Genomic DNA, 12,619 nt, shown 5'->3' with positions numbered 1-12,619 from the left:
AATTTTTTATCATTAAATTATCCAAAGAGTGCAATAAACAGCACTTTTGTTTCTGTTTTATTTCAACAAAGAAGTCTAAAATGTGTCCTTTTTAACGCGAATTCTGGATTAAAGGAGAATAGAAAAGGCAAGAAAACAGGGTAAACTCAGCAGTTATAAAAAAATAGATGAGGTTACCCATGGAAGATATAACAAAACTGTTTTGTTTGGTCGATGATTTTTGCAGAGATATAGAGAAAAATTTTGCAGGTAAACTACTGCCAAATGGTAAAAAACCCACAAGAATAACGGAAATTGAGCACTCCGAAATCATGACAATAATCCTGCTATATCAACAATCTCCGTGTAAAAATTTCAAAACTTTCTACCTACATTACCTAACGTTGCTCTACAAATCAGAGTTTCCAAAGTTGCCTTCATATACCAGGTTTGTTGCTCTAAAGCCTAGGGTTTTGTGGCATTTAGCAATGTTGTTGCATTGGCTTTGTGGACAGTCAGAAAACACTGGAATTTCATATATAGACACAACTCCCATTGCAGTTTGTCATGCAAAAAGAATATCCAAAAACAAAGTTTTTGCTGGAATTGCAAAATTAAGCAAGAGTACTTACGGCTGGTTTTTTGGTTTCAAATTACATATGGTAATCAATGAAAATGGTGAAATTCATGCACTTACGCTAACAAAAGGCAATGTTGATGATAGGATACCTGTGCCAAATCTGACGGGAAAATTAACCGGCCTTTTGTTTGGTGACAAAGGTTATATTGCAAAAGAGCTTTTTCAGAAGCTGTTTGACCGAGGTTTGAAACTTGTTACCAAGGTGAAAAAAGGTATGAAAAATGCATTAATTTCGCTAAATGAGAAGATTTTACTGAGAAAAAGGTCTATCATTGAGACTGTTTTTGGTTACCTAAAAAATAGACTAGAAATTGAACACACTCGCCATAGATCCCCTGTTAATTTTTTGGTTCATATCTTTTCTACTCTCATTTCCTATTCCATCAAATCCAAAAAGCCTTCTATTTCCTATACTTTCTTCCTTCCTTAGTCCAGAATTCGCGTTTTTTAGGTGAAACATGCGTGCGCCAAGCAAAGTGCGTAAAGTCCAGTTGGTGAAAATCCAACCCAGGCAAAGCCTAGCCAGCAGGCTGGAACAAACCACTATGCTGCGTAAGGTAACGAGCGTAGTAAAGCTAGTGGAATGGACAACACAGGGTACAACGAAAGTGAAGGTATTGAGTCCCGAAATTCTCGATGTCATAGAGGTCGACACGTTGCATATAGTGGAAGACAGCAAGAAGGGTAACAATAGGGCAAGTTATCACTCACTCTATCGGGATCTGAGGCCGTATCACGTGTTGAGATGGAGTTTACGTAAACTTGGGAGATCCTTTGTATTCCTATTAAGGTACGTTGGAACAAGTCAACAAAGGCGAGTACTGACGGAAGATATAAAGGAAGTCGGACTGATTGATAGTACTCAGAGTGTGGGAAAGCCACATACAAGGGGAAGCGGTCAGCAATATAGTGACTGGTTTAGGAATTGCTATGCCAATACAACGGAGGTTGGAATAACGTGCAAAGAAAACTAAATCAGATAGCAGTAAGAGCCAGGCAAGATAAACGATTGAAATTTAATCGTTAATTCATCTGATAAACGCAGAGAATCTTGCTGAATGTTATAAAGAGCTAAAGCATAACAAAGCATGCGGTATAGATCAGGTGACAGTAGAAGCTTATGGAGAAAATCTTGAAGAGAAGCTCAACACTCTGGTGGATAGTATGAAAAGAAAGCGATATCAACCGCAACCAGTGAAAAGAGTATATATACCAAAAGCTGGAAGCAAAGAGAAACGCGGGCTTGGAGTACCGTCTACAGAAGATAAGTTAGTCCAGATAATGCTGAAGAAGATATTAGAAAATATTTATGAAGCTAACTTTCTGGATAACTCATATGGTTTTCGTCCTGGTAGAAGCTGTCATCAAGCGGTAAATGCACTAAATAAAGCAGTTATGTACAGACCAACTAACTATGTAGTAGAAGTTGATATCAAGAAATTCTTTGATAATGTCCAGCACAAATGGCTAATGTGTAAAAGACAAGACTTAATCTGACAGACAAGAATTAACTGACAGAAGAATTGAGGTAGTCAAAACTAATATCAGTCTCTTGTGTAATGCTACTAATATTTTTCTGAAAAGCAACATGTTTGCTATCAAGAAAAGTCTGCATAGGCGTCTTACCATAGCAATATTTACCTGAATGCGGTCTTGTTTCATTGTAAGAACGCAACCAATAATCAACATCAATCTGTAGACCTTCCAAAGAATTGTAGATTTTCTTTCTGAAGATAATATTGTAACACTCATCTTGCATAGTTCTATGAAACCTTTCACATATGCCATTAGTCTGTGGAGAATTGGCTTTGGTCCTAGAATGATCGATATTTTCGATTCCCAAATAAAGCTGATAAGCGTGATTTTCAGGCTTACCACAATACTCTGTTCCTCGGTCTGTAAGGATACGCAATAATGGCACATTTTGCTCATCAAAAAATGGTATCACTCTATCATTCAGCAAGTCAGCAGCAGTAATAGCCGTTTTGTCTGTATAAAGCTTGGCAAATGCTACTCGAGAATAAGTATCAATGAAGGTCTGCTGGTAGATTCTTCCTATACCTTTTATATTACCTACATAATAGGTATCTTGAGAACCCAAATAACCTGAATGTTCGGTGTCAATTTCACCATGTGCTTCTCTTTGTTCTTTAACTTTTTCTAAAGCTGCAAGTTGCTCTTCGGTTAATATAATTCCATCTTGAGCTACTTTTGCTTCCAGTGCTTTAAGTCTTTTCTTGAAAGTTTCAAGATCATTTCTCAGCCATATAGATCTCACTCCTCCCTGAGAAATTATTATACCTCTTTTTCTCAGTTCATTTGCAGCTCTTTCTTGCCCATATGCTGGAAATTCTGTTGCTATACCAATCGCTGCTCTTTCTATATCGTCGGAAACTCTATTCGCTAATAGAGGTTTTTTCTTACTTATCTCATGTAATGCTTCTTCTCCTCCATTTTCGTACAACTCTTTGAATCGATAAAATGTATCTCTTGAGTATCCCATCACTTTGCATGCTTGAGATACATTTCCTAGTTGTTTTGCTAGTTCTAATAACCCTAGCTTTGGTTTTAGTATTTTTGTTTGTATTGTACTCATTTCTAACACTCCTTTCTTTTATTATTTTATAACTTACTTTTTTAAAGTGTCAGATCAAGTCTTGTTTAATACAGCTAATGAGATGCTTGAGAGAACGGACAATGGCGTCAACTTAAGAACTTTCATTAGCAAACTCTCCTAAAGACATGATGGCGTTTAGGCTTATCTACCTTATCGCGGCTATACAATCGTCCCGGTCGGATTTTAACTTTAGCGCGTATACTTGCTCTATCAAAAAGGGCTTGAAAGTTTTTTGGCGCAATAAGTACCTGATAGAGTTTCTGCCTCATTACACCAAATAAAACCGAAAAATTTAAACGATACTCAGCAATTTGATCTGGATTCCAAGGCCCTTGTGCATCACACATATGAAGCGACAATATATTACACATGACTAAGTTTGCCCAAAATTCTTGTAATACAGCCTCTAAATTTACGCCAGAAAAATTCTCTAATTCTGCACCTATTTTGAGTCGTTTATAGCACTCCTCTATATGCCACCTTAACACATAAGCTTTGCTGATATCTTCCAAAATAAATTTTACTCGGTCAAAAAGTGAAGTAATCAATACCTCTGTTTCTCAGTTGGCTAATGTCAGCACTATAACTCTTACTTTCTGTCCTTTCATTTTATTTTTTAGCTTTTCATTTTCTAATATAAAATCGAAATCTAATTCGCCAGCGTTCCCATAGCTTGCTATAATTTCTTTTTTGCAAGCGAAAAATAAAATCTACTTCCAAATCATAATGCTGCTGAATGAATTTTACTGAAGACGATCATAGATAAATAATAATTTCTTTTGATTTAATGAACGCATTTGAGTGATAACTTCGGGTAATTGCTCTTCCGCCAACGTTTGTTCACCTATATTCCAAGCCGCAAGACGAGCACTACAAATCAGCGAAGTACACAAATCAACAAACAAATTGCCAATGGTGGCATTGTGCCTGTTGTTCCATTTGGTTTAAAGCGGCCAAACTCGGATACAATTTCCTCAGAGCTGGGTAATCTCATACCAGAACCATCTGCTGCAATAAGTCTATAGCCTCTCCAACTCAGGTTCATCCTGATAGGCTGTTTGGATGCTTAAATTCTTGAAAGCCTGTATGGCAAATCTTATATCTTGCTTTAGAAAAAGCTTGCTTTGAGGGTACATGTCAATGGCTCCATAAGTTCACATTCTATTCCCAAACTTTTTTTAACTAACTTTAAAATCATAGAAAATACTGCCGAAAAAGGAAGTTTTCTTGTTCGTGTAAAACTCAACACAATGGATTCTCTGAAAAGCTTTCGAGTATATTATATTTTTAATTTGTAGAATAAAATTTTTTCCTTTTTGTTTGGTAGAAGTCATAGTTTTAAATCCTCCTGATTAAGTTTTATCGCTATGACTCCCCCACCAGAACCGTGCTTGCAGCTTTCCCGCACACGGCTCCACAATGTAGTATTCACAGCATTTCCTATTTTGTATATAATGAGTAGCATATTCTTGGTTTTGGTAATGGATTAACTTGTAGATAGTGTATAAATTGCTTTGAATTCATACTCTTCTTCTGACTACGTCGGTTTATCCATTTATACGCTAGCTTGATTACCCGCCAGAAGAATTTATTCAACCACCGGTAATTTCCGCTAACTCCGAAGTAGTTATAGTGTCCTGTTAGTTTTGCTTTAAGTATTGACCACCAATCTTTAAGGTGAACTTTATTTCGGATCTTTTTCACCCATTCTTTGATTTCTTTAAGTTTTCTAGATAGATTTTCTTTCGAGGTTTTATGACCTACCATTACTCTACCTTTACGACTCCTTGTACCATAATGGGTGAATCCTAGAAAGTTGAAACTTTCCGTTTTTCGTTTCTCCCTTATTCCTTGTTGCCACTCCTTTTTGCCAAACTTTACTATTCTTGTTTTGTCTTCAGATATTTCCAGTCCAAATTTTCCTAGCCTTTGTTTCAGTGACTCTAAGAGTTCTCTAGCATCTTTTTCTCTTTCGCAGCAAATCAGGTGATCGTCTGCATACCTAACTAGCTCCATATAACCTTTAGATCTTAGCTTGAATTTCTTTTCAAACCACAAATCCAGCACATAATGCAACTATATATTAGCTAGTATAGGACTTACTATTCCCCCCTGAGGTGTGCCTAGTTCAGTTGCTTCATAATGTCCTGCTTCGACTACTCCTGCCTTAAGAAATCGTTTTACTAACCACAGTATGTTTGGGTCTGTTATCCGTTCTCTCAAGCATCTCATTAGCCATTTGTGCTGGACATTATCAAAGAATTTCTTGATATCAACTTCTACTACATAGTTAGTTGGTCTGTACATAACTGCTTTATTTAGTGCATTTACCGCTTGATGACAGCTTCTACCAGGACGAAAACCATATGAGTTATCCAGAAAGTTAGCTTCATAAATATTTTCTAATATCTTCTTCAGCATTATCTGGACTAACTTATCTTCTGTAGACGGTACTCCAAGCCCGCGTTTCTCTTTGCTTCCAGCTTTTGGTATATATACTCTTTTCACTGGTTGCGGTTGATATCGCTTTCTTTTCATACTATCCACCAGAGTGTTGAGCTTCTCTTCAAGATTTTCTCCATAAGCTTCTACTGTCACCTGGTCTATACCGCATGCTTTGTTATGCTTTAGCTCTTTATAACATTCAGCAAGATTCTCTGCGTTTATCAGATGAATTAACGATTAAATTTCAATCGTTTATCTTGCCTGGCTCTTACTGCTATCTGATTTAGTTTTCTTTGCACGTTATTCCAACCTCCGTTGTATTGGCATAGCAATTCCTAAACCAGTCACTATATTGCTGACCGCTTCCCCTTGTATGTGGCTTTCCCACACTCTGAGTACTATCAATCAGTCCGACTTCCTTTATATCTTCCGTCAGTACTCGCCTTTGTTGACTTGTTCCAACGTACCTTAATAGGAATACAAAGGATCTCCCAAGTTTACGTAAACTCCATCTCAACACGTGATACGGCCTCAGATCCCGATAGAGTGAGTGATAACTTGCCCTATTGTTACCCTTCTTGCTGTCTTCCACTATATGCAACGTGTCGACCTCTATGACATCGAGAATTTCGGGACTCAATACCTTCACTTTCGTTGTACCCTGTGTTGTCCATTCCACTAGCTTTACTACGCTCGTTACCTTACGCAGCATAGTGGTTTGTTCCAGCCTGCTGGCTAGGCTTTGCCTGGGTTGGATTTTCACCAACTGGACTTTACGCACTTTGCTTGGCGCACGCATGTTTCACCTAAAAAGGACACATTTTAAACTTCTTTGTTGAAATAAAATAGAAACAAAAGTGCTGTTTCCTGCGGCTTCTGGATAATTTAATGGTAAAAGTTTTAGAGAGAAATTTTATACACTATCGCTGATATTTTTCCTTAAGTTGACGCCATTGTCTGAACAGATACGAGCTTTCTGCTTTTTTTGGGTAAGGTCAGTCAAAAAGGTTTTACAACAACCATAATAACTATAACTATTATCAATACTGTAACTGCTTCATTTAAAACGCGAAAATAAATATGTGACTTCTTATTCGAACCCATTGCAAAATTTTTCCTATATTTTGCAAGTAGCATATGAATAATTAACATCAAAAGTATTGCAAATGCTTTTACATGAAACCATCCTTCACGATATGCTTCCCTAATAACCATTAGTGTAATTCCAAGACCAAGTGAGAAAAGCATTGCAGGGTTTATGATATATCTAAGTAGCCTCTTTTCCATTGTTTGAAGCAAGCTATCATTTTCCGATCCCGGTTTTACAGTTGCATGGTAGACATAAAGCCTGGGTAAATAAAGCATACCTGCCATCCACATGATAACAGAGATAACATGAAAAGCCTCAAGCCAGTGGTAATAGTTCATTAGCAAAAATTTAAAATTCCTGGTATTGTGTTAGTTTAATGAAAAAGAAATCGATATGAAAGCAGAAAATTTCACTAAAGAACAGATAATTGGATTCTACAGGAAAATGCTACTCATACGCAGATTTGAGGAAAAAGCAGGACAATTATATGGGATGGGATTAATAGGCGGGTTCTGTCACCTATCAATAGGACAAGAAGCAGTTGCAGTTGGAACTCAAGCTGCATCAAAATTAGGTGACGCTTTTATCACAAGTTATAGAGACCATGGCTTAATGTTCGCATGTGATTCTGATCCAAATGTTGTAATGGCAGAGCTTACCGGCAAAGAAACAGGATGCTCGAAAGGTAAAGGTGGTTCGATGCACGTATTTGACGTTGAAAAAAAATTCTTCGGCGGGCATGGAATAGTGGGAGCACAAGTTCCAATTGGCACAGGAATAGCATTTGCTAATAAATATAAGAAAAAAGATAATGTGGTATTTACATATTTTGGCGACGGTGCTGCAAATCAAGGACAAGTATATGAATCGTTTAATATGGCATCTTTGTGGGAGTTGCCTGTGGTTTACATCATAGAAAATAATGAATACGCAATGGGAACCTCCGTGCAAAGATCAACTTTAGTAACAGAGTTATATAAAAGAGGAGAAAGTTTTGGTATTCCTGGAAAACAAGTTGATGGAATGGATTTTTTCTCTGTTTATGAGGCTACAAGCGAAGCAGCGGAACACACACGCAGCGGAAAAGGGCCTATCCTGCTTGAAATGAAGACATATCGATATCGCGGTCACTCAATGTCAGATCCTGCTACTTATCGCTTAAAAGAAGAAGTTGAAGATATGAAGCAAAATCATGACCCTATAAGCACTTTAAAGAAATACATGACAGATAATAAAATGGCTTCAGAAGAAGAGTGCAAAGTAATTGATAAGGAAATACGTGATTTAGTAAAAAAGTCGGAAGATTTTGCCAAAAATAGTAAAGAACCAAGCGTTGATGAGCTGTATACTGATGTTTATAAATTTGTTAGCTAATTTTTTTATCCAGAACTGTACAAACATTGTATAGTAAACGATGTCATCCAAATAGCTCCTTCTCCCGTCATCCAAGTGCCCTCCTTTTTTTGTCATCCCAGTGCTCTGACTACTTGGATCCAGCTGAGTTGGTGAGTATAAAAGTATAGCTAACGCAAGCTCTACGTCATGCCGCCGCGAACCGTCATACCGCGATTCATTCGCGGTATCTCTAGATCCCGCTAACAAGCAACGGGATGACGGTTGTCAGGCTAGCTGTCATCTCAGTAGTCTCCTTCTCCTGTCATCCGAGTAGCTGACACTGGTTCCTTTATGACGGCAGTAGCCCCTTCGGTGTCATTCCAGTGCTTGACACTGGAATGACACCAATAATTGACATTTCACTAGATATTCATTATAAATAATGGAATGCTACAAAGTATAAAAACCATATTAATAGAAGACGATAACGTTAGGCTGGATAGGTACATCAGAAGAATCTTTCCTGATCTAAAGCAATCTGTAATTGAAAAATCTTTAAGGAAAGGATTAATCAAAGTTGATGATTGCAAAGCAAAGTCCAGTGATAGAGTAAATTCTGGGCAAACTATAACGCTGAAGCACTTGAATTATATTGAAAACGCTAATTCTGATCGCAAATATAATGAAAAGTTAGTGAATCTACTAAGAGAGAACATATTATATGAAGACGAATATATACTAGCTATAAACAAACCCGCAGGGGTCATCGTTCAAGGTGGCGTAAAAGTAAAGATTAGCATGAGTGATTTGCTTGACCAAATAAGAGAGGGAGAAACATTTAAAATTGTCCATAGGCTAGATAGAGATACGAGTGGAGTGATAATATTCGCACGCAACGCTAATGTTGCCAGATACCTTATGGAAGAATTTAAAGGACGAAGAGTAAAAAAAACTTATTTAGCATTAACTTCTGGCATACCGAGCAAGGATAGTGGAACAATAGACTATCCATTGGTGAAAAAATATGTTTCAGGTCAAGAAAAAGTGGTCATTGATGAAAATTCACCTCAGAATGCCACTACGCATTTTTCAATTATAGCAAAATCCAAACACAATGTTGCTTATTTAAAATTACAACCAATTACCGGCAGAACCCATCAGTTACGTGCACATTTAGCTCATATAAATTGCCCTATTCTTGGTGACGGTAAATATGGTGGTAAAAAAGCTTTTATTGATGGGATAGCAAATAAAATTCACCTTCATTCGCATTCTTTATCTTTAAAACTGCCAAACAATAAAGAAATCACTATCACCGCTCCTATCACTAAACACATCGAAAAATCCATTGAAGCGCTATTTTTCGACTGAAACGATTTCACCAATCAACTTTTCTGTCTTTGGCTTTAATTTGAAGCACAGATATTAGGCTAATTAATGCGCAGGCAGTAAGATAAATGCCTGCTGCAAGTTTTGTTTCGGTTTTTTCTATAAGCCACATGCATATGTATGGAGAAAGGCCACCAAAAATTCCTGCAGATATATTATTTGCTAAGCTTACGCCAGTGCATCTTACTTTTGTTGGAAACAGTTCACAAATAACAGAGCCATATATTCCAAAAGATGCACCTACTGGTATAGTAATCAATAAGTAAGTTATTATTACGACATAGTGGTTAACGGAAGATAATAATGGTAATACACATGTACCAATCAGAGATAGCATAATCAGTACAGGAATCATTACGCGTTTTCTTCCAACTTTATCAGATAAAATTGCAAAAAGTACCGCAGATGCTGCAAATACAACCTGTATTACTATCCTCATTAAATCTTTAACACTAATAGATAAAATAACTAGCTCTTTTATTGATATATTATAAAACATTATTGCTGCGTAGACAATTGCATTCTGAGCAATTCCCAGATTGATTGAAATAATAAGCGGTCTTTTATAGTTTCTTACTAGTTCTAACAATGGTGAATGTGCTAAATTATTAGCGTACTTATTAGTTTTATATGCTAAGCTTTCTTTTAATATGTACCTAGTTAAAAAACCTATTGTCCCCAAAAAAAAGCAAAAATAAAAAAGCAACTTCCATCCCCATATTTCATAGTTCTCACCTGTAACTCTTTTGCAGATAAATATCATTATTATGCATAAGAGCGTTCCAAGGGCTCCGCTAAAGGGCTTCATACTTCCTAAGAAACCTAGATTTTTTTTATCTTTTGAATGCTCTATCGTAAATGCTGTATTAATGCTTGTTTCACCTCCTGCAGTTATTCCTTGCACTATTCTACAAAACACAAGCAATACAGGTGAAAGCAACCCTATTTCTTTATACCCAGGTATAATTCCCATAATTGTGGATGATATTGAAATTAATATTACTGAAGTAAGTAAAGTCTTTCTTCTGCCATACTTATCTCCCATATAACCAAAAATTACTGCACCAATTGGTCTAAACGCAAAACCAATTGCAAAAACACCAAGGAATTTGAGTGTACTCAAATAATGATCTTCTGATGGGAAAAAAACGTTGATGATTGTATCTGTTAATACTCCAAAAAGAGTGAGTTCATACCACACAATCATGTTACAGATCATGCCCGATAGTATTGCTTTTTGGATATTATTCATGGTCTTTCAATTTAACATAACCTAATATATCATTAACCGGTGCTCCTTGCTATAAAATTTTTCATTCAATAACCTTCAAGGATAATTCACGTAAATGCTTATCCTCCACCTTGGAAGGAGCACCCATTAGAACATCTTCACCTTGCTGGTTCATAGGAAAACAGATTACTTCACGAATATTTGGCTCATCAGCAAGCAGCATAACTATTCTATCAACTCCTGGTGCTATTCCACCATGAGGAGGAACACCAAATCTGAATGCACGTACAAGTGCACCGAATCTTGTATCAACTTCTCCCCGGCTATAACCTGCAATGGCAAAAGCTTTATACATGATATCCAGTTTGTTATTACGAATCGCCCCACTTGACAGTTCTATTCCATTGCAAACAAGATCATATTGGTAAGCAAGGATATCCAGTGGATTTTTGTCCTCTAAATCTTTCAGACCACCGTGTGGCATGGAGAATGGGTTATGAAAGAAATCTATTTTTTTACTTTTATCGTCATATACAAAATATGGAAAATCAATGATCCAACAAAACTTGAAGATATTATCATCTATAAGACTGAGTTCTGACCCTAAAAGAGTGCGTACTTTTCCTGCAATGTTTGCCGTCTCATTCTCTTTGTCAGAAGCAAAAAATACACTATCTCCTGGCTCTATGTTTGTTGCTTCTCTTATGTGGTTTAGCCTATTTTCATCAAGAAATTTAGCAATTGGGCCTTTCGCAGTTCCATCTTTATCAAACGTTATATATCCGAGACCCTTAGCACCGAATTCTTTTTGCGCATGTTCTATCTTTTTATCAAAGAAGCTGCGTGGTTCCTCTGCTGTTTTAGGTGCAGGGATGGCTCTCACTACCATACCACGCTCAATATTGCTTTTGAAAATATTGAACCCTGAATCACGAAAAATTTCTGTAACATCGCTGATTAATAGTGGATTGCGCAGATCTGGCTTATCAGAACCATATTTAAGCATTGCTTCTTTATATGTAATACGTGGAAAATCTTTATCAACAGACTTACGAGAAAATTTAGCAAACACTCTATATAAGGTAGACTCAATAATCTGAAAGATGTCTTCTTGAGTTACAAAAGACATTTCAAGATCTAGCTGATAAAACTCTCCCGGAGAACGGTCAGCCCTTGCGTCTTCATCACGAAAACACGGTGCAATTTGGAAATATTTATCAAACCCTGAAACCATGAGCAACTGTTTGAAAATCTGCGGAGCTTGTGGCAATGCATAGAACTTGCCAGGATTTAGCCTGCTTGGCACTAGGTAGTCGCGTGCTCCTTCAGGAGAGGAAGCAGTGAGTATTGGAGTTTGAATCTCTAAAAATCCTCGCTCTATCATGAGCTTGCGGAGCTCTGCAATAATTTGTGAGCGCAAAATAATATTGTTGCGGACTTTTTCACGTCTTAAGTCAAGAAATCGATATTTAAATCTCATGTTTTCTGGGTATTCTTGCTCGCCGGTAATGCTTGCCAATATACTTCTTTCTTCTTTTGCTATTTCTTCATCAAAGTGGAACTCAACTTCCGACTCAACGCGCAAATTGTTGACTATCACCTCGATTTCTCCGGTAGAAATAGAGCTGTTTACCGTATCTTCAGTTCTAGCTTCAACTATTCCTGTAACAGTAATTACACTCTCCAATTTTAAATTTGATATCTCATCAAAAAAGTCTTTGTCATTATTAAATACTAGCTGAGTGATTCCGTAGAAGTCTCTTAAATCAACAAAAATTAGGTTACCATGGTCGCGCTTACGATATAACCATCCAGAAAGGGTAACTTCCTTTTCTACGTCGTTCTTCCTCAGTTCATTGCACGTATGAGTTTTATAGCAGTTCATATTTGTTT

The 12,619-nt window shown here is 36.9% G+C and carries 8 protein-coding genes and 2 pseudogenes; 4 read left to right on the top strand and 6 right to left on the bottom strand.

All coding sequences use genetic code 11. The features are described from left to right. Nucleotides 1-179 precede the first annotated feature (179 nt). Nucleotides 180-1,049 (top strand): IS982 family transposase, encoded by an 870-nt coding sequence (locus tag NL281_RS07005; protein WP_253303228.1) that lies wholly within the window; start codon nucleotides 180-182, stop codon nucleotides 1,047-1,049. 674 nt (nucleotides 1,050-1,723) lie between these two features. Beyond that, nucleotides 1,724-2,116 (top strand): reverse transcriptase domain-containing protein, encoded by a 393-nt coding sequence (locus tag NL281_RS07000; protein WP_253303235.1) that lies wholly within the window; start codon nucleotides 1,724-1,726, stop codon nucleotides 2,114-2,116. Nucleotides 2,117-2,126: 10 nt separating this feature from the next. Here NL281_RS07000 and NL281_RS06995 read toward each other — a convergent pair whose 3' ends face one another. The 4 genes and pseudogenes from NL281_RS06995 to hemJ all read right to left on the bottom strand — a co-directional run bounded on the left by NL281_RS06995 (nucleotide 2,127) and on the right by hemJ (nucleotide 7,109). After that, complete coding sequence (locus NL281_RS06995) at nucleotides 2,127-3,215, bottom strand: IS481 family transposase (RefSeq protein ID WP_253303703.1); 1,089 nt, start codon at nucleotides 3,213-3,215, stop codon at nucleotides 2,127-2,129. 125 nt (nucleotides 3,216-3,340) lie between these two features. Beyond that, a pseudogene (locus NL281_RS06990) lies at nucleotides 3,341-4,570 on the bottom strand (IS4 family transposase). A 106-nt stretch (nucleotides 4,571-4,676) separates the two neighbouring features. Then, nucleotides 4,677-5,774: pseudogene (gene ltrA, locus NL281_RS09325) on the bottom strand (group II intron reverse transcriptase/maturase). Nucleotides 5,775-6,680: 906 nt separating this feature from the next. Further along, nucleotides 6,681-7,109: a protoporphyrinogen oxidase HemJ gene (gene hemJ, locus NL281_RS06980; protein WP_010082641.1), complete on the bottom strand. Its 429-nt coding sequence runs from the start codon at nucleotides 7,107-7,109 to the stop codon at nucleotides 6,681-6,683. A gap of 55 nt (nucleotides 7,110-7,164) precedes the next feature. Here hemJ and pdhA point away from each other — a divergent pair, with 55 nt between their 5' ends. Then, a complete protein-coding gene (pdhA, locus tag NL281_RS06975) occupies nucleotides 7,165-8,145 on the top strand; it encodes a pyruvate dehydrogenase (acetyl-transferring) E1 component subunit alpha (RefSeq protein ID WP_253303234.1) in 981 nt (326 codons plus the stop codon). A 408-nt stretch (nucleotides 8,146-8,553) separates the two neighbouring features. Continuing rightward, complete coding sequence (locus tag NL281_RS06970) at nucleotides 8,554-9,477, top strand: RluA family pseudouridine synthase (RefSeq protein ID WP_253303233.1); 924 nt, start codon at nucleotides 8,554-8,556, stop codon at nucleotides 9,475-9,477. Between the two features lie 7 nt (nucleotides 9,478-9,484). Here the strand turns inward: NL281_RS06970 and NL281_RS06965 are convergent, their stop codons facing one another. Continuing rightward, nucleotides 9,485-10,747, bottom strand: coding sequence for an MFS transporter (locus tag NL281_RS06965; protein ID WP_253303232.1), 1,263 nt, complete (start codon nucleotides 10,745-10,747; stop codon nucleotides 9,485-9,487). 61 nt (nucleotides 10,748-10,808) lie between these two features. Then, the gene (aspS, locus tag NL281_RS06960; protein WP_253303746.1) at nucleotides 10,809-12,611 is read right to left on the bottom strand and encodes an aspartate--tRNA ligase; all 1,803 of its coding nucleotides are present in this window, start codon (nucleotides 12,609-12,611) and stop codon (nucleotides 10,809-10,811) included. Nucleotides 12,612-12,619: the final 8 nt, after the last annotated feature.

Origin of the sequence: Wolbachia endosymbiont of Phyllotreta cruciferae (assembly GCF_918697765.1) — a bacterium.
GTDB lineage: Bacteria > Pseudomonadota > Alphaproteobacteria > Rickettsiales > Anaplasmataceae > Wolbachia > Wolbachia pipientis.
This window is presented reverse-complemented; position numbering and strand designations above follow the sequence as displayed.

Excerpts from the sequence above, each read along its gene's own strand:
- NL281_RS07005 (WP_253303228.1), top strand. The coding sequence starts at position 180 with ATGGAAGATATAACAAAACTGTTTTGTTTGGTCGATGATTTTTGCAGA.
- NL281_RS06995 (WP_253303703.1), bottom strand. The coding sequence starts at position 3,215 with ATGAGTACAATACAAACAAAAATACTAAAACCAAAGCTAGGGTTATTA.
- NL281_RS06970 (WP_253303233.1), top strand. The coding sequence starts at position 8,554 with ATGCTACAAAGTATAAAAACCATATTAATAGAAGACGATAACGTTAGG.
- hemJ (WP_010082641.1), bottom strand. The coding sequence starts at position 7,109 with ATGAACTATTACCACTGGCTTGAGGCTTTTCATGTTATCTCTGTTATC.
- pdhA (WP_253303234.1), top strand. The coding sequence starts at position 7,165 with ATGAAAGCAGAAAATTTCACTAAAGAACAGATAATTGGATTCTACAGG.
- NL281_RS06965 (WP_253303232.1), bottom strand. The coding sequence starts at position 10,747 with ATGAATAATATCCAAAAAGCAATACTATCGGGCATGATCTGTAACATG.
- aspS (WP_253303746.1), bottom strand. The coding sequence starts at position 12,611 with ATGAACTGCTATAAAACTCATACGTGCAATGAACTGAGGAAGAACGAC.